Below are 16,135 nucleotides of genomic sequence, written 5' to 3' on the forward strand. Positions count from 1 at the left end.
GACGCGCATGGCCAAGTGGATTCCCCTGTGGCTGCACAAGCTCAGCTCGCCGCCCACCTTCTACCGGTTCGCCGGTGTGGTGCGCCCGTGGGCGCTGGGCCTGGCACTGCTGCTGGCTGCGGTGGCCGCCTACGGCGGGCTGGTGCTGGCGCCGCCGGATTATCAGCAGCACGACGCCTACCGCATCATCTTCATCCACGTGCCCAGCGCCTGGATGAGTCTTTTCATCTACGCGGCGATGGGCGTATCGGCGTTCATTGCGCTGATCTGGCGGATCAAGCTGGCCGAAGTGGTCACCATGGCCTCGGCACCGATCGGTGCCGCCTTCACCTTGATCACCCTGTGCACCGGCTCGCTGTGGGGCAAGCCGATGTGGGGCACCTGGTGGACCTGGGATGCCCGGCTCACCTCCGAGCTGTTGCTGCTGTTTCTGTACCTGGGCGTGCTGGGCCTGTACCACGCGGTGGAAGACCGCCGCCAGGCGATGCGTGCGGCCGGGCTGCTGGCGCTGGTCGGCCTGGTGAACCTGCCGATCGTGCATTACTCGGTGGTGTGGTGGAACACGCTGCACCAGGGCTCCACGGTGCGCCTGCTCGGCCCCTCCAAGATGGGCGCTGACATGCTGTGGCCGCTGCTGCTGATGCTGGTGGCGACCAAGCTGTATTACGTGGCCAGCCTGTTCGGCCGCGTGCGGGTGGACCTGCTTGCGCTGGAAAGCGGCAAGGACTGGGCACGCCGCATCGTATTGACCGAGCGCACCGCATGAGCGCCTTTCTCGCCATGGGCGGCTACGGCGCCTACGTGTGGACCGCGTATGCCTTGTTCGTGCTGGTGCTGCTGGCCGACCTGATCGCCCCGTGGCTGCGCCGGCGGCGCTTGCCCGCGCAACTGCGCGGACAGCTGCAACGGCAGGCACCGCGCCGGCCGCGCGAGCAGCCGGTGCCGGTGCTGGAGCGCGACGCATGAACGCCACCCGCAAACAACGCCTTTGGCTGGTGATCGGCGTGCTGGCGGCGGCGGCGCTGGCGGTGACACTGATCGTGCTCGCCCTGCAGCGGAACATGAGCTACCTGTTCACGCCCAGCCAGGTGGATGCGGGCGCGGCGGCCGGCTACCAGCAGTTCCGCCTTGGCGGCATGGTCAAGGCCGGCTCGATCCAGCGCGCCACCGACAGCCTCACCGTCACCTTCACCGTGATCGACAAGCACGCCGCCACGCAGGTGGAATACACCGGCATCCTGCCGGACCTGTTCCGTGACAACCAGTCGGTGATCGCCAACGGCCGCATGCAGGCGGGGCGCTTTGTCGCCAACGAAGTGCTGGCCAAACACGACGAAACCTACATGCCGAAGGAACTCAAGGACGCGATGGCCGAAGGCCACGTCGGCAAGCCGATCCCAGCGGCCGCGGCCCCGTTGAGCGGTGTGCGCTGACCCGCGCCACCGCTCCATCACTCCGGATCCAGATGACCCTCTCCCGTTGCCCGCAGCGCCACGCCCATGACGCCTGAACTTGGCCAGATCGCGCTGATCCTGGCGTTGCTGTTGTCGCTGGCGCAGGGCGTGTTGCCGCTGATCGGTGCCTGGCGCGGCAACACCGCGCTGATGGCGGTTGCGCGGCCTGCCGCCGCCGGCCAGGCGGTGTTCGTGTGGCTGGCCTTCGGCCTGCTGGCCTGGTCGCTGCTGTCGCTGGATTTTTCGGTGCGCTATGTCGCCGACAACGCCAACATCGCCCTGCCCTGGTATTACCGCATCGCCGCGGTGTGGGGCGCGCACGAAGGTTCGCTGCTGCTGTGGATCGCGATCCTGTCCACCTGGACGGTGCTGCTGGCCGCCTGCAGCCGGCACCTGCCGCAGCACTTCGCCGCACGCGTGCTGGCGGTGCTGGGGCTGGTATCGGTGGGCTTTCTGGCCTTCATCCTGCTGACCTCCAATCCGTTCGGGCGGCTGTCGCCGATTCCGCTCGACGGCAGGGAACTCAATCCCGTGCTGCAGGACCCGGGCATGACTTTCCACCCACCGGTGCTCTACACCGGTTATGTCGGCTTCTCGGTGGCGTTCGCGTTCGCGGTAGCCGCACTGCTGGGCGGCGAACTCGAACAGGCCTGGGTGCGCTGGGCGCGGCCATGGACCAACGTCGCCTGGGCCTGCCTCACCGCCGGCATCGTGGCCGGCAGCTGGTGGGCGTATGCGGAACTGGGCTGGGGCGGCTGGTGGTTCTGGGACCCGGTGGAAAACGCCAGTTTCATGCCGTGGCTGGTGGGCACCGCGCTGATCCACACCCAGGCGGTGACCGAAAAACGCGGCAGCCTGCGTGCCTGGACCATCCTGCTGTCGATCCTGGCATTTTCGTTGTCGTTGCTGGGCACCTTCCTGGTGCGCTCGGGCGTGCTCACCTCGGTGCATGCGTTTGCCGCCGACCCACGGCGCGGGCTGTACATCCTGATTTTCCTGGTGGCGGTGGTGGGCGGCTCGCTGCTGCTGTATGCGCTGCGCGCGCCCAAGATCGCTACCGGCAAACCGTTCGCAGCGGCCTCGCGCGAGACCGCGATCCTGGTTGGCAACCTGCTGCTCACCGTGGCCGCGGCGATGGTGTTGCTGGGCACCTTGTTCCCGCTGGTGGCCGATGCGTTCGGCCTGGGCAAAGTGTCAGTGGGCCCGCCCTATTTCGGCCTGCTGTTTCCGTTGCTGATGGCGCCGGTGGTGCTGTTAATGCCATTCGGCCCGTACCTGCGCTGGGGCAAGGCTGAGATGGCACCGCTGCTGTCGCTGGGCGCGCGTGCGGGCATTGCCGCCATCGCCTGCGCACTGGTCGCCAGCGTGTTTGCCGAGGGCCAGGCGAAGGCCATAGCCGGCATCGGTGCGGCCGCCTGGGTGGCTGCCGGCACCGCGTTGTACATGCACAAGCGCTGGCGCGAGATGCCGCGCGGGCGTCGCTTTCCTGCCGAGATGGCCGGCATGTTGTTGGCGCACGCCGGTGTGGCGGTATTCGTGGCCGGCGTGCTGGTGTCGGACAGCCTGTCGGTGGAACGCGACGTGCGGCTGGCGCCCGGCCAGAGCGCGGAGATCGCCGGCTACAGCTTCCGCTTCGATGGCGTGCAGCTGGTGGATGGGCCCAACTGGAAAGCCGAACAAGGCAGCGTGCAGGTCAGCCGTGATGGCGCGCCGGTGGCCACCTTGCATCCGCAAAAACGCCTGTACAGCAGTGAGCGCATCCAGACCGAATCGGCGATCGACGCCGGCGCCACCCGCGACCTCTACGTGGCACTGGGCGAGCCGCTGGACGACCAGCACATCGAAAACGACTGGACGCTGCGGCTCTACTACAAGCCGTTGATCCGCTGGATCTGGGCCGGCGGGCTGTTGATGATGCTGGGCGGATTCGTCAGCGCCTGCGCACGGCGCTTCCGCGCACCGGCGCCTGCGGTTGCCGCGGTGTCGTCGCCTGCTCCCATCGCCCCCACTCCCCTCGCCGTTGCCGGAGAGTCGCACCTGTGAACCGCCTCCTGCCCCTGTTGGGCTTTCTGGCGCTGGCCGCGCTGTTCGGCTTCGGCATCTACTGGACGATGCAGCACAACCCGCGCGATGTGCCCTCGCCACTGATCGGCAAGCCGGCGCCGGCGTTCTCGCTGCCGCTGCTGGATCAACCGCAGCAGCAGGTCACCCGCGATCAATTGCTGGGCAAGCCCTACGTGCTGAATGTCTTCGGCAGCTGGTGCGCCGCCTGCGCGCAGGAGCATCCGGTGCTGATGGCGCACGGCCACACGCTCGGCGTGGCGTTGATCGGCTACAACTACAAGGACGTGCCGGCCGATGCCAACGCCTGGCTCGCGCAGCACGGCAATCCCTATGGCATGGTGATTGCCGATGAGCCCGGCCAGACCGCGATCGATTTCGGCGTGTATGGCGCGCCGGAAAGTTTCCTGATCGATGCGCACGGAATGATCCGCTACAAGCACATCGGCGTGCTGACGCCAGAGGTCATTCGCAACGAGTTGATGCCGGCGATTGCGGGCTTGTCCCAAGGCGCACCGTGAGCCTGCGGCAACGCATCGCGCGCCTGCTGCTGGCGCTGCTGCTGGGCATGCTGCTGGCCCCACCGCTGGCCGCCCAGGCGGTGGACCCGTTGCCGTTCAAGGACCGCAACGAAGAAACACGCTTCCAGCGATTGACTGCGCAGCTGCGCTGCCTGGTCTGCCAGAACGAGAACCTGGCCGACTCCAATGCAGACCTGGCCCGCGACCTGCGCCACCAGGTGTTCGCGCAACTTCAGGCCGGCCGTAGCGATGCGCAGATCAAGCAGTACATGGTGGAGCGCTATTCGGATTTCGTGTTGTACGACCCACCGGTCAAGCGCGGCACCTGGCTGCTGTGGTTCGGGCCGTTGCTGATGTTGGGCGCAGGCGCGGCCGTGGTCCTGCACACCGTGCGCAAACGGGCGCGTGCCGGCACACCGGTGGCGCCACAGACCGAGGAAGACTGGTGATGATGGGCTTTTATCTCGCAAGCGCCGCGATGGTGGTGGGCGCCACGGCGCTGCTGGTGATGCCGGTACGCCAGCATGCGCAGCGCAACGGCAGCGCGCGGCATGCGCTGCCGTTGCTGCTGATGCTGGGCCTGCCACTGGGCACGGCGGGGCTGTATCGCCTGGTCGGCACGCCCGATGCAATTGCGAACGTGCAACCACAGCGTGCGGCTGCAAGCGCCCTCGCGCAGCCTGGTAGTGCAGCGTCTGCATCAGGCATGACTGCTGCGGTGGAGGCAACGCCAACTCCGGACGCGCAACAGGCCGCCGCGCTACAGGCGCTCACCAGCTGGATGCAGCAGGCCAAGGCGCACGAGCAGGAAAACCGCCCTGCCGAGGCACGCGATGCGTATGCGCAGGCGTTGCAGCTGGCACCGTACAACAGCGCGGCCATCGTGGGCTGGGTGGCCTCGGACATGGCCACGCGTGCAGACTTCGCCATCGACGCGTCCTCGCGGGCACGCTTGCAGCGGGTGGTTGCCGCCGAGCCGGACAACCAGCGCGGCCTGTGGCTGCTGGGCATCAGTGATTTCCAGCAACACGATTACGCCGCGGCCACCGACCACTGGCAGCATCTGCATGGGTTGCTGGACACCGGCTCGCCGATGCAACAGGCCGTTGCCGACAAGATCGCGGTGGCGCAATCGCTGGCCAGCGCGCGGCAATCGAAGGCAGCCACGCGTTGATCCCTGCAGCGCGTGGCGCAGCGACGCACGCGCAGCGTTACGCGGAAGGCCCCAGCACTTCGTGCAACTTGCCGCTGAACTCGCCCAGCGTAAATGGCTTGGCGATCATGCTCATGCCCTCGCCCAGGAATTCGCCGCGATCGCGCGCGGTTTCCGCATAGCCGGTCATGAAGATCACCGGCAGATCGCGACGCGACTGGCGTGCGATCTCTGCCAGCTGGCGGCCGTTGAGGCCAGGCAAGCCGACATCGGTGACCAGCAGATCGATGCGCTGCGGTGAGGCCAGGATCGGCAATGCCGCATCGGCATCGGCCACCACTTCGGCCTGGTAGCCGAGCTCCTGTAGTAATTCGGTGACCAGCAGCCGCACCTGTGCATCGTCTTCGACCACCAGCACCTGCTGGCCCTGCCCGGCGACCACGCTGCTGGGCAGCACGGCCGGGCGCGCATCGTGCACGTTGACGCCGGAGGGCAGATACAGGCTGACGGTGGTCCCCGCGCCCGGTTCCGATTCCACCCACACCTGGCCGTTGGACTGCTGCATGAAGCCGTAGATCATCGACATGCCAAGGCCGGTGCCCTGGCCGATCGGCTTGGTGGTGTAGAACGGTTCGAACACCCGCTCCAGCACGTCCGGGGTCATGCCGGTGCCACTGTCGGTGACCGACACCACCGCATAGCCGCCCACTGCCAGCGTGATGCCGCGGCCGAGCAGCAACGGCGCGTCGGTGACAGTCAGATGCCGGGTGGCGATGCGCAGCTGGCCGCCATCGGGCATGGCGTCGCGCGCATTGATCGCCAGATTGAGCAAGGCGCTTTCCAGCTGGTTTTCATCCACGTACGCCGCCGGCATGTCCGCCTGCAGGTCGGTCACCAGCTGTACCGATTCGCCCAGCGTGCGCGCCAGCAATTCCTGCAGCGACACCACCAGGTCATTGACGTGCAGATGCCGGGCCTCCAGCGATTGCCGGCGCGAAAACGCCAGCAGCCGCTGGGTCAACGCCGCAGCGCGCAGCGCCGAGGCCGAGGCCACATCCAGGAACCGGCCCAGCCCTTCGCTGCGGCCCTGGTCGATGCGCAGCCGCGCCAGATCCAGTGCCGAGAGAATGCCGGTGAGCATGTTGTTGAAATCGTGCGCGATGCCGCCGGTGAGCTGGCCCACCGCTTCCATCTTCTGTGCCTGGCGCAGCGCCGCTTCGCTGCTTTCGCGCGCCTGCATCTGCTGCTCCAGCTCGGCGGTGCGTTCGGCCACCTTGGCTTCGAGCAGCGTGGCCTGCTGCTGGATCGACTCCATCGCCACGGTGCGCGCGGTCACGTCGGTGGCGAACACATGAAAGCCGTCCACCTCGCCATGTGCATCGAAGCGTGGCAGGTAGCGGATCTCCGCATCGCGGCGGCGGCCATCTGCATGCGGCCAGCTCACCTCCACGGTGAGCGCCTTCCCGGCAAGGGCGGCATCGATCCAGCCGCGCCGCTGGCGCACCAGCGCCGGCCCCATCACCTCGTCCAGCGACCGCCCCACCACAGCGGCGGGCGACTGCCCGATCCACACTTCATAGGCCTGGTTGGCGAAGCGGTAGATCAGGTGTTTGTCGATAAAGGCGATCAGCACCGGCAACGCATCGGTGACGCGGCGCAGCTCGGCTTCGCTCAGCGCCAGCGCCGCCTGGCTTTCGGCCAGCTGCGCCATCTGGTCGCGGATGACGAATTGCTTCTGACGCGAGCGCAGCGCCGTGGAAATGGCACTCTGCAACGACACCGCACCCAACGGGCGTTCCAGCTCGATGACGTTGATCGCCGCCGCCGGCAGCGTGGTGTGCCGGTTGTAATAGGCCCCGCGCGAGGAGCGCAGCAGCACGAACGGAATGTCCGACCATGGCGGCTGCGCCTGCAGCGCGGCGGTCAAGGCCTCCACATCACCGGCCACCGCTTCTTCGGTCAGCACCACCACGCCGGCGGAGTCGTCCAGCTGCCGCGCCATCTGCGCGAGCGAATCATGGATGCACACCGACAGGTCCTGACGATCCAGGATGACCGCAATGCTCTCCGCATCACGGCCAAATGGCGCCACGATGTGGACCGTGCAGCCGGGGGCCTCAACGCCGCGCAAGATCGTTGCCCAGCAGCGGCGCCTCGTCACCGATGAAATGCGGCGTCCCGGTCAGCACGCCGTGGAAGTCGTTGAGCGGCGCGCTCAGGCGAATGCCCGAATTGCCGATGCGCAGCTCGCGGATGGCATCTTCGTGCGCACCGCTGCGGTTCTTGATCACCGACAGCGCCTTGCGGATGCGGCCCTGTGCTTCGAAAAAGCGGAACAGGATGACGGTGTCGGCCATGTAGGAGATGTTGAGGTTGCCGGTGGACATCGTGCCCACCAGACCATGCTGCGGATTGATCAGGAACGTGGTCACGCCGCTCTGGTTGAGATACGACAGCAGCTCGTGCATCTGCAGCATCAGCTGTTTTTCCTGCGGCATCGACGACAGATAACCGTTGAGGCTGTCGATCACCAGCAGGCGGCAGTTGCGCTGCTCCACGCTGGCGCGCACCTGCCAGGCGAACTCGCCCGGCGACAGTTCGGCCGGATCCATCTGGCGCAGCTCGAGCAACCCCGACTCCAGATGCCGGCGCAGATCCAGCCCCAGCGATTCGGCACGGGCCAGCAAGGTGCCGGTGCGCTCGTCGAATTCGAAGATGCAGCAGTGCTCGCCACGCGCACACGCCGCAGCGACGTATTGCAGGGCGACGTTGGTCTTGCCACTGCCGGCCGGGCCGGTGAGCAAGGTGCTAGTGCCACGCAACGGCCCGCCGTGCAGCAGATCGTCGACTTCCTGCACCCCGCTCGACACGGCATCGCCGATGAAGGTGACATGGTGGTCGGAGGCGATCAGGCGCGGATAGATCCGCATGCCGCCACGCAGGATCGACAGATCGTGATAGCCGGCAATGAAATCCACGCCGCGTAATTTCTGCACCTGCATGCGCCGACGTGCGGCGCCGAAATCCAGCGTCAACCGCTCCAGCGATACCACGCCATGACACAGGCTATGCAGATGCGAATCGCGGCCCTCGCTGGTGCCGGTCAGATCGTCCACCAGCAGCACGGTGATGTTGCGCGGTGCAAAGAACTGCTTGAGCGCCAGCACCTGGCGACGGTAGCGCAGCGAGTCCTGCGCCAGCAGGCGCAATTCGGACAACGAGTCGAACACCACGCGCTGCGGCTTGACCCGGTCCACCTCGGCCTGGATGAGCTTGACGGTGCCATCCAGTTCCAGTTCCCACGGGTGCAGGATGGATTGCTGCCGCCCGTCGCCCAGAAACGCTTCGGCCGATGCCAGCTCGAAGATATGCAGCGCATCCAGCGACCAGCCATGCGACTGCGCAACTTCCTGCAGCTCATCCAGCGTTTCGGACAAGGTGATGTACAGGCAACTCTCGCCCTTGGCCGCGCCTTCCAGCAGGAACTGCAGCGCCAGCGTGGTCTTGCCCGAGCCTGGCTGGCCTTCGAGCAGGTACAGCCGGTTGGACGGCAACCCACCACGCAGGATGGTGTCGAGTCCGCTTGTTCCCGTGGCGATACGCGTTGAGGTCATTGGATGAAGTGTCCCTAGGCCATTCAGGTTAACACGCGCATTCACTCCTTCACCGAAGCCGGCTGAAGTGCTCAGCTTGCTGCCAGGCCTGCCGCTGGACACCGTCACACCTGCCCCAACGCAACCCTCACGGCCCCTGCCCTAGCGTTGCACGCAGATCGCTGCACCGCGACAGATGGTTTTGAGGCTCTTGGTGAATCACGCAACTGCACACGCACGCATCCTGCTGGTGGAAGACAACGACGCTATCCGCCTGATGACCACCGACATCCTGAGTGACGAAGGCTATACGGTGGTCGCTGCAGAAGATGCGGAAGTTGCATTGCAGCAGCTGCAGAACCTGCCGGTCTTCGATTTGCTGTTGTCCGATATCTGCCTGCCCGGCATGAACGGGCGCGACCTGGCCGACAGCGCCCGTGTGTTGTACCCGAGCTTGCCCATCGTGTTCATGACCGGGTTCGCAGGTGCGGCATCGGCGCGCAAGGACTTTCTGGCCAGCGGCATGCGTCTGCTCACCAAGCCGTTCACGCTGCGCGATCTGCTGGACACCGTCCGCACTTCGCTGTAACCGGCCGCACCGTCAGTGGCAGTCAGCCTGCACCGCCGCCAGAGCGTGCGAGCAGTTGGCCGACCCTGCGCTCCAGGTCGGCTGCCAGGAATGGCTTGGTCAGCACTTCCATGCCTGTTTCCAGTTGCCCGGCGCCTACGGCCGCGCTCGCTGCGTAGCCGGTCACGAACAACACCGGCAGCGCTGGGCGCTGCAGACGGCCGGCATCGGCCACCTGGCGCCCATTGAGCGCGCCGGTGAGGCCGACGTCAGTCACCAGCAGGTCGATCACTTCCGCCGATTGCAGGCGCTCCACCGCCGTACTGCCGTCCGCGACGTCGATGACCCGGTAGCCGGCATCGGTCAGCACTTCGCAGATCAGGATGCGGATCGGCGCTTCATCTTCCACCAGCAACACGGTCTTGCTGTCGCCGGCCGTTGGCAGCGTGGGCGCGTCGATGGCGGCCTGGTCGGCGGGCAACGGTTCGCCGGTAAAGCGCGGCAGATACAGCGACATGGTGGTGCCGACCTCGGCTTCGGAATGCATACGCACCTGCCCGCCGGACTGCCGGGTAAACCCGTAGATCATCGACAGACCGAGGCCGGTGCCCTGCCCGATCGGCTTGGTGGTGAAGAACGGCTCGAACACCTTCTCCATCACCTCTTCGCTCATGCCGGTGCCGGTGTCCTGCACGCTCAGGCACACGTATTGCCCTTCCGGCAGCTCCAACTGCTGCGCGGCGCTGCCACGCAGCTCGGCATTGGTAATGGCGATGGTCAGGGCACCGCCATCGGGCATGGCGTCACGCGCATTGATGCACAGGTTGAGCAAGGCGTTTTCCAGCTGCGGCGCATCGACGAGCACCTGCCAGGCCTGTGCATCGGCACGCAGTTGCAGCGCGATCGATGGCCCCAGCGTGCGCGCAATGATCTCGCGCATGCCGCGCACTAGCGCTTCCACTTCCAGCGGGGTGGGCGCCAGCGTTTGCCGCCGTGAAAACGCCAGCAGGCGTTGGGTTAGCGCCGCCGCACGCGCCGCGCTGGATTGCGCCATCTCCACATAGCGCTCCAGCCGGTCGTAACGGCCTTGCGCAATGCGTGTCTGCAGCAGCTCCAGCCCCACGCTGATGGCAGTCAACAGATTATTGAAGTCATGCGCCAGCCCGCCGGTGAGCTGCCCCACCGCTTCCATCTTCTGGCTCTGGCGCAATTTTTCTTCGGCCAGCAACAGCTCGGCGGTGCGCTCGCGCACGCGCTCTTCCAGGGTATCGGTGAGCTGGCGCAACTGCGCCTCGGCCTGCCGCTTGTCGGTGATGTCGGTGGCGGTGCCGAACCACTCGATGATGCGTCCGTGCGCATCCAGCAGCGGCACCGCACGCATCTGCGTCCAGCCGGTTTGCTGGTCGGGAAGATTGACGCGGTACTCCACATCCAGGCTGGCCGTGTTTGCGATGGCGGTGGCAATGGCTTGTGCCAGCTGCGCGCGATCGTCCGGATGCACCAGCTCCTGCTGCCAACGTGGATTAGCCGGCAGGTCGTCGCTGAGCACGCCATTGCCCACGCGGTGGCGCAAGGCGCTCCAATCGGCACTGGCCGAAAAGATCGCATGCGACGACGCGCGCACCAGTGCATCCAGGCGGCGCTCGCTCTTGAGCAGCGCTTCGCCGGCCAGGCGCTCGGCGGTGCGGTCGCGCAACACCTTCACGAACCCGATGGCTGCGCCGGTTTCCTCGCGCAGCACCATCATCGAGCCGTTGGCCCAGAAGCGCTCGCCGGAGCTGCGCACATGCCAGCGCTCATCCGTGCCGCTGCCTGTCTCCAACGCGCTCGCCATTTCGATCAGCAACTGCTTGCGTGCGATGTCCTCGGGGGTGAAGGTGCGCTCCAGCGTCTGGCCCAGCATGTCGGCCTCGGACCAGCCCAGGATGCGCCGCGCACCCTCATTCCATGACGTCACCCGGCCCTGCAGATCGGTGGCGATGATGGCGTAATCCATCACGCTGTCCAGGATCTGCCGGTTGCGCACCTCCGCTTCGCGCACGGCGCGTTCCAGGCTGAGGCGGTCGGTGATATCCAGGCCCTGGATGAACACGCCGGAGATCGCGCCATCGCTGCCGGTGATCGGCTGATACACCAGATCCAGCAGGCGCCGCTCCACTGCACCGTCCGGTTCGGCCTGCATGGTGTAGGCAAGCGCATTGGCCGTGTACGCACGGCCGGAGCGGTACACCTCGTCCAGCGGCTGCAAGTAGCCCTGCTCGGCCGCGTCCGGCAATGCCTCGGCCAGCGGCTTGCCGATCACATCGCGGTGCCCGATCAGCTTCGAATAGCCATCGTTGACGAACTCCACCCGATGTTGCGGCCCGGTGAGGAACGCCATGAACATCGGCGCCTGCTCGAACAACCGGATCAGGCGTTCGTGTTCGTCGGCCAAGTGCTGCTGCGCCAGCTTGCGATCGGTGACCTCGTTGGTGACGCAGAACGCACCGCCGACGCGGCCATCGTCCAGATAGATCGGCGAAAACGAAAACGTCCACCAGGTCTGCTCCGGGCTGCCGTGCCGATTCATGCCGATGGGCATTTCCTCGAAGCGCGACGCGTGGCCGGCAAACGCGGCCTCGATCGGCCCACGCACGGCGTCCCACGCATCGGCCCACAACGCGCGCAACGGCGCGCCCAACGCACGCCGTTGGCGCGGGCCCAGGATCGGGGTGTAGGCGTCGTTGTAGAAGAATGTCAGCGCCTCGCCCCACACCAGATACATGCTTTCGGGCGAGCTGAGGATGAGGTTGACCGCGCTGCGCAGCGGTGCCGGCCATTGTGTTAGCGGCCCAAGCGGCGTCAGCGCCCAATCGTGCTCGCGCACCGCTTGCGCCATGGTGCTGGCACCGTGCGGAAATTCCGCCGTCACGCGCGCGCCCGCCGCACATGCAGGGCCATCATCGCGCACGGCAGCGACACCTCGCCGATAAAAACTTCTACGGCGTTGACGCTGGCGAGCAACGCCGTGGCATCCGTGGTCACGCGTGCATACATGTGTCTGAACACCAGAAAGCAAAGGGAATGCGACATCGCAGCTGCAGGTGACCATGGCTAGCAGCCGCTGCCGCCAATGATGGGAGTGCGGCGCAGCCACGTCCAGCACGCACGCCTGGAGTGCTGGTTGCTGTTGTCGCAGGTCGCTGATGAAGGTGTCGCGTTCTTTGCTGATGGTGTGGCAGGCATCAGCCACGCAAGCGCGCTCAATCACGCCGCGCCGCTGGATGCTGCTGTAAGTGCAATACGCCGCATGCTGATGCTTGCGTGTTTGCCAATCGGCCGTGATCTGGCGATTCGGCCTTGCTGTGCATCCAGAACGCGTCTTGATGGGTTGATGCACCATTGGCGTGCAACCAAGCAATTGCTGCATTCAGTGCGCGCGCATGCACAACAATGCAGCACGTGCACGACAGTTTGTTTGCACGCAGGTGATCGCGCTCTTACACAGTTGAAGTTTTTGCGCTGAGTCACAGCTCGCGAAATCCAGCGTTGACGCTCGCGCTCGCTTGACGGATATCTAATTCACCGCGTGCCACTGCGTGGCGATAGGGGCGCGGCAACCACCATTCACTGACAGGCCTACACAGGCGGCCTTCGGCTGCCCGCGACATCAACGCAATCACGTATCTCGCTCGACAGGCGGCGGACCTTTCCGGTGCCTGGCGCCAGCGGCGTGCGCCTAACTGACAGACACACCACCCACGGAGATGTGCCGCTATGCGTTTGGGAATCTTCCTCGCCGTTTTCCTCCTCACCACCTTCAGTGCCGGTGCCCAGGCCCAGGTGGTCACGCTCAACAAGGGCGGCTTCCTGCTGCGCTACGACTGCACCAACCGCACGGCCTTGCGTTACGAATACACGCTCACCGCCGACACCGGCTCGGCCGCGCGTCCGTCCAGCTTCTTTCTCGACACCGACCTGCCCAGCGGTTGCGCCGGCCAGACCACCACCAATTCGTATGCGAGCGTGCGCTCCGGCTACGACCGTGGCCATCTGGTCACCTCCAACCACATGGACTACAACGCCACCTATATTCGCCGCGCGAACTTCATGTCCAACATCGTGCCGCAGGTGGCTGGCTTCAACCAGGGCATCTGGGTGCGTGCAGAAAATGTCGCCGAGTGCTATCGCGATATCGCCAGCGTGCAGGTCTATGGCGGCGTGATCTATAGCGACACCAGCAACGATTATTTTCTGACCAGCCACGGCATCCGCACACCGGATTTCTTCTGGAAGACCATCATCACCGCCAACCCGGGCGGCGGCACGCGCGCGATCAGCTGGCTGATTCCCAACAGCGCCACGCTTGGCTCGCTCGACAGCTACATCGTCAGCATCGACGAGCTGGAAGACCTCTACGGTGCCAGCGAGATCGGCATCTCCGCACCCGCCGCAGTGAAGGCAATGCTGCCTGCAACCACCTGGCCGCAGCCGAGCAATTGCGACCTGGGTTAACCGATCTGACGTAATACGCAAGAAGCCCTGTCCGCAGGGCTTTTTGCTTTTGTGCGCGGCGCATAGTCGCGCTACATGCTAAAGCTGCTACCTGCTTGTGCTCCATGCATTGCAGGCCGGCGAGATTGTCTCTTGGCGTTCGCCCGCACTGCTAAGAGCGGCTAACAAAACGTAGCGAGCAGTCGTCAGGTGGGTGCGGACGGCGCGGAGGAACCGGAATGTACGTGGGTACATGAGGATTTCGAGCACCGGCCGCGCCCGCCTGGCGGCTGCGCAGTAGTTTTGATAGCTGCTCTAAACATCGGTGGCGCGTTTGTGATCAGGTTCGTGCCCGACGTCCACGCCGATGCATACGCGCGCCGCAACTGCAGTGCGTCCCGATGCCGAGCCACCGCGTGGCCGTGGCTGGCCTCGAGCGCGGTGGCCTGTCGGTTTACGTGTGGAACTGGATCGCCGCGCAGCGCCTACGCATCACGGCCGCGCTCTTCAAGACCATGCCAGGCCAGAATCTCGTCGATGCGCCGACCGACAAAGCGTGCATCTTCGACCGACAATGCGCGTGCCTCGATGACCTCAGCCATCCCGGCAAATGCTTGCCAGAAATGGCAGCGGTCCGGGCACGACTTCAGCAACGCCGGCACCGCGGCATCGAGATGATCCAAATGGGTGCGCAGCGCGGTTCGATCCATCCGACTCAGTATCGGCCACACCGTCTCACGACATGAGACGCGCCATCGCCACACTTCGGCCATGGCGCCCCCACCTCACCCGCCCACCAGTCTGTTCGAGCAGCTCTGCCGGCGCGTGGCGACCAGCGCGGATCCGTGGGAGGCGATCGAAGCGTTCGAGCGCGACCTGCTCCGCCGCTATCCCGACGATGGCGCCGAAGCAGTGGAGCTGGTGATCGCCTTCGCCTCCAAACTTGGCCTGCTATCGCGGCAAGCGCTCGACCTCCAGCGCGACGAGTAAGCATCGAAGCGGCAGAAGCGACGCAGGGCCTGCGGTCAGCCGATCCGTTCGAACCGCGGCCGCATCATGCCCGCTACCTCGACCTGCGCCACAAACATCTCGAACGGCCGCACCCACATCCCTACGTCCGTCTCGAGCGGGCGGTACAGCACCAGCGGCGCCAATGTCTCGCTGTGACGAACCACGCCCAACACCTCGTAGTGTCCCCCTTTGAAATGCCGATAACGGCCGGGCTCAATGGACGGGAGTGGAGGCAAGGAAGGCATGGGCATGCGTCATGAGTGGAAGTGCGCAAGGGTAGCGTAGCTTTGCCGACCGCGTTGCGCAGAGGCAGCGGACTGCAGGGCTCGCGCTCGCGATCAGCAGACGACATGACGCGTGCTGGCAGACTTGCGTCAAAACACTGCAGCTTGCTTAGGCGCTGTGCGCGATGCGTGCAGGCTACGCATCGTGCTCCGCAAATAAAGCGCCCTGCTGCGGCGGATAGATCAAATCTGCGCCTGCCACCTGCGCGCCAGGCGTCAGCTGGTGCGGCTGCGCGGGCTTCTCGCTCATCACGTGCAACACCGCATGGCCGCGGTGCACCAGCAGATCGGAAATCAACCGGCGGTGGCATTGCCACCACAGCGCCTCTGCACACATCAGCGCGCTACGCGTGCTCGCCGCACGCGTGGTCACCTGCGTGAATGCCTGCTGGAATTCCGCACTGTTCATGTGGTCGGCATAGCCCTGGAACGCGGCATTACGCCAGGCCCCATTCGGCGACCCCGGCTGCGCACGACGGCGTCCACCGAGCTGTGGCAACCAGACGTAGGCCAAGCCGATCTCGGCCAACGCCGATGCCATTACGTCACTTGCAAACCACGGATACCGCCTGGAGCCAGGAAAGCGCCGCACATCCACCACCGCCTCGATGCGGTGCAAGTGCAGCAGTGCGACAAACGCTTCCCAACTGCGTGTGGAATGACCAATCGTCCAGAGGGTGCTGGGAGCACCGGCATCAGCTTCGTCCAAGGCACGCACCTCGTGGATCTGCGGCGTTTCATTGTTCATCGCCATGATTCATTGATCGCGAAAGTTCAGTGCGACCGTAAAAGATCTGCCACGCACGCGAGGTGAACTGGCTGTTGCGCCAGTGCATGTGTTTGCTGGCTGCAATTTCGCAACGTCGCTGCAAATGCGGCAGCGCCGCGACATAAAGGCTTTCTGTTGCTTGCACCGCTAACGAATCCTTGTGAATGCCTACTCACAGCACACCCAAGCCAACTCAACCGGCGTCATCACCGCACCGCGATGACCGCCTCACACCTCTTGCACCGAGC

General features: G+C 65.5%; 19 protein-coding genes and 1 other RNA gene. 11 read left to right on the forward strand and 9 right to left on the reverse strand.

From position 1 onward, the window contains the following. Positions 1–7: 7 nt before the first annotated feature. From ccmC to QRM89_RS04285, 7 genes are all read left to right on the forward strand, one after another. Entirely contained in the window at positions 8–766 is a 759-nt protein-coding gene (ccmC, locus tag QRM89_RS04255; RefSeq protein ID WP_042598868.1) for a heme ABC transporter permease CcmC, read from the forward strand. Continuing rightward, a complete protein-coding gene (gene ccmD, locus QRM89_RS04260) occupies positions 763–966 on the forward strand; it encodes a heme exporter protein CcmD (protein WP_011036838.1) in 204 nt (67 codons plus the stop codon). The genes ccmC and ccmD overlap by 4 nt, the downstream gene beginning before the upstream one ends. Then, positions 963–1,433, forward strand: coding sequence for a cytochrome c maturation protein CcmE (gene ccmE, locus QRM89_RS04265; RefSeq protein WP_040941453.1), 471 nt, complete (start codon positions 963–965; stop codon positions 1,431–1,433). The genes ccmD and ccmE overlap by 4 nt, the downstream gene beginning before the upstream one ends. 66 nt (positions 1,434–1,499) lie before the next feature. Next, positions 1,500–3,497: a heme lyase CcmF/NrfE family subunit gene (locus QRM89_RS04270; RefSeq protein ID WP_012438593.1), complete on the forward strand. Its 1,998-nt coding sequence runs from the start codon at positions 1,500–1,502 to the stop codon at positions 3,495–3,497. Further along, a complete protein-coding gene (locus tag QRM89_RS04275; protein ID WP_285447360.1) occupies positions 3,494–4,036 on the forward strand; it encodes a DsbE family thiol:disulfide interchange protein in 543 nt (180 codons plus the stop codon). The genes QRM89_RS04270 and QRM89_RS04275 overlap by 4 nt, the downstream gene beginning before the upstream one ends. A gap of 47 nt (positions 4,037–4,083) precedes the next feature. Continuing rightward, positions 4,084–4,485: a cytochrome c-type biogenesis protein gene (locus QRM89_RS04280; RefSeq protein ID WP_225443923.1), complete on the forward strand. Its 402-nt coding sequence runs from the start codon at positions 4,084–4,086 to the stop codon at positions 4,483–4,485. Then, positions 4,485–5,210 carry a tetratricopeptide repeat protein gene (locus QRM89_RS04285; RefSeq protein ID WP_285447361.1) on the forward strand — a complete coding sequence of 242 codons (726 nt, stop codon included), beginning with the start codon at positions 4,485–4,487 and terminating at the stop codon, positions 5,208–5,210. Before QRM89_RS04280 ends, QRM89_RS04285 begins: the two co-directional genes overlap by 1 nt. Before the next feature lie 37 nt (positions 5,211–5,247). Here the strand turns inward: QRM89_RS04285 and QRM89_RS04290 are convergent, their stop codons facing one another. Together QRM89_RS04290 and QRM89_RS04295 are read right to left on the reverse strand one after the other, a co-directional pair. Next, on the reverse strand, positions 5,248–7,320 hold the full coding sequence (locus QRM89_RS04290; RefSeq protein ID WP_184396033.1) for an ATP-binding protein: 2,073 nt from the start codon (positions 7,318–7,320) through the stop codon (positions 5,248–5,250). Then, on the reverse strand, positions 7,307–8,803 hold the full coding sequence (locus QRM89_RS04295; RefSeq protein WP_115572835.1) for an ATPase domain-containing protein: 1,497 nt from the start codon (positions 8,801–8,803) through the stop codon (positions 7,307–7,309). Before QRM89_RS04295 ends, QRM89_RS04290 begins: the two co-directional genes overlap by 14 nt. 193 nt (positions 8,804–8,996) lie before the next feature. On the opposite strand from QRM89_RS04295, the gene QRM89_RS04300 reads away from it, so the two are divergent. Next, positions 8,997–9,371 (forward strand): response regulator, encoded by a 375-nt coding sequence (locus tag QRM89_RS04300; RefSeq protein WP_081340786.1) that lies wholly within the window; start codon positions 8,997–8,999, stop codon positions 9,369–9,371. Positions 9,372–9,393: 22 nt separating this feature from the next. Here QRM89_RS04300 and QRM89_RS04305 read toward each other — a convergent pair whose 3' ends face one another. Both QRM89_RS04305 and QRM89_RS04310 read right to left on the reverse strand, forming a co-directional pair. Beyond that, positions 9,394–12,261, reverse strand: coding sequence for a PAS domain-containing protein (locus QRM89_RS04305; RefSeq protein WP_285447362.1), 2,868 nt, complete (start codon positions 12,259–12,261; stop codon positions 9,394–9,396). Next, positions 12,258–12,422 (reverse strand): hypothetical protein, encoded by a 165-nt coding sequence (locus QRM89_RS04310; RefSeq protein WP_183111662.1) that lies wholly within the window; start codon positions 12,420–12,422, stop codon positions 12,258–12,260. The genes QRM89_RS04305 and QRM89_RS04310 overlap by 4 nt, the downstream gene beginning before the upstream one ends. Before the next feature lie 91 nt (positions 12,423–12,513). On the opposite strand from QRM89_RS04310, the gene QRM89_RS04315 reads away from it, so the two are divergent. Both QRM89_RS04315 and QRM89_RS04320 read left to right on the forward strand, forming a co-directional pair. Then, complete coding sequence (locus QRM89_RS04315) at positions 12,514–12,855, forward strand: hypothetical protein (protein WP_141763469.1); 342 nt, start codon at positions 12,514–12,516, stop codon at positions 12,853–12,855. Positions 12,856–13,106: 251 nt separating this feature from the next. Continuing rightward, positions 13,107–13,844, forward strand: coding sequence for a DNA/RNA non-specific endonuclease (locus QRM89_RS04320; protein WP_042598859.1), 738 nt, complete (start codon positions 13,107–13,109; stop codon positions 13,842–13,844). A gap of 159 nt (positions 13,845–14,003) precedes the next feature. Here the strand turns inward: QRM89_RS04320 and QRM89_RS04325 are convergent. Together QRM89_RS04325 and QRM89_RS04330 are read right to left on the reverse strand one after the other, a co-directional pair. Continuing rightward, positions 14,004–14,078, reverse strand: a non-coding RNA gene (locus tag QRM89_RS04325) — sX9 sRNA. A 230-nt stretch (positions 14,079–14,308) separates the two neighbouring features. After that, positions 14,309–14,533 (reverse strand): hypothetical protein, encoded by a 225-nt coding sequence (locus QRM89_RS04330; RefSeq protein WP_161960811.1) that lies wholly within the window; start codon positions 14,531–14,533, stop codon positions 14,309–14,311. 61 nt (positions 14,534–14,594) lie between these two features. Here QRM89_RS04330 and QRM89_RS04335 point away from each other — a divergent pair, with 61 nt between their 5' ends. Then, positions 14,595–14,813, forward strand: a complete 219-nt coding sequence (locus QRM89_RS04335) for a hypothetical protein (RefSeq protein WP_285447363.1) — start codon at positions 14,595–14,597, stop codon at positions 14,811–14,813. Positions 14,814–14,848: 35 nt separating this feature from the next. On the opposite strand, the gene QRM89_RS04340 is transcribed toward QRM89_RS04335, so the two are convergent. The 3 genes from QRM89_RS04340 to QRM89_RS04350 form a co-directional block, all read right to left on the reverse strand. Then, positions 14,849–15,079 (reverse strand): DUF1653 domain-containing protein, encoded by a 231-nt coding sequence (locus QRM89_RS04340; protein ID WP_165349476.1) that lies wholly within the window; start codon positions 15,077–15,079, stop codon positions 14,849–14,851. A 175-nt stretch (positions 15,080–15,254) separates the two neighbouring features. Then, positions 15,255–15,872, reverse strand: a complete 618-nt coding sequence (locus QRM89_RS04345) for a DUF488 domain-containing protein (protein WP_075285787.1) — start codon at positions 15,870–15,872, stop codon at positions 15,255–15,257. Continuing rightward, complete coding sequence (locus QRM89_RS04350; RefSeq protein WP_183111275.1) at positions 15,856–16,032, reverse strand: hypothetical protein; 177 nt, start codon at positions 16,030–16,032, stop codon at positions 15,856–15,858. The genes QRM89_RS04345 and QRM89_RS04350 overlap by 17 nt, the downstream gene beginning before the upstream one ends. Between the last annotated feature and the right edge of the window lie 103 nt (positions 16,033–16,135).

The organism is Xanthomonas sp. LMC-A-07 (genome assembly GCF_030208825.1).
Taxonomy (GTDB): Bacteria; Pseudomonadota; Gammaproteobacteria; order Xanthomonadales; family Xanthomonadaceae; genus Xanthomonas; species Xanthomonas campestris.

Coding starts and splice junctions, on each gene's coding strand:
- ccmC (WP_042598868.1), top strand. CDS start 8: ATGGCCAAGTGGATTCCCCTGTGGCTGCACAAGCTCAGCTCGCCGCCC.
- ccmD (WP_011036838.1), top strand. CDS start 763: ATGAGCGCCTTTCTCGCCATGGGCGGCTACGGCGCCTACGTGTGGACC.
- ccmE (WP_040941453.1), top strand. CDS start 963: ATGAACGCCACCCGCAAACAACGCCTTTGGCTGGTGATCGGCGTGCTG.
- QRM89_RS04270 (WP_012438593.1), top strand. CDS start 1,500: ATGACGCCTGAACTTGGCCAGATCGCGCTGATCCTGGCGTTGCTGTTG.
- QRM89_RS04280 (WP_225443923.1), top strand. CDS start 4,084: ATGCTGCTGGCCCCACCGCTGGCCGCCCAGGCGGTGGACCCGTTGCCG.
- QRM89_RS04285 (WP_285447361.1), top strand. CDS start 4,485: ATGATGGGCTTTTATCTCGCAAGCGCCGCGATGGTGGTGGGCGCCACG.
- QRM89_RS04295 (WP_115572835.1), bottom strand. CDS start 8,803: ATGACCTCAACGCGTATCGCCACGGGAACAAGCGGACTCGACACCATC.
- QRM89_RS04310 (WP_183111662.1), bottom strand. CDS start 12,422: ATGTCGCATTCCCTTTGCTTTCTGGTGTTCAGACACATGTATGCACGC.
- QRM89_RS04320 (WP_042598859.1), top strand. CDS start 13,107: ATGCGTTTGGGAATCTTCCTCGCCGTTTTCCTCCTCACCACCTTCAGT.
- QRM89_RS04330 (WP_161960811.1), bottom strand. CDS start 14,533: ATGGATCGAACCGCGCTGCGCACCCATTTGGATCATCTCGATGCCGCG.
- QRM89_RS04335 (WP_285447363.1), top strand. CDS start 14,595: ATGGCGCCCCCACCTCACCCGCCCACCAGTCTGTTCGAGCAGCTCTGC.
- QRM89_RS04340 (WP_165349476.1), bottom strand. CDS start 15,079: ATGCCTTCCTTGCCTCCACTCCCGTCCATTGAGCCCGGCCGTTATCGG.
- QRM89_RS04345 (WP_075285787.1), bottom strand. CDS start 15,872: ATGGCGATGAACAATGAAACGCCGCAGATCCACGAGGTGCGTGCCTTG.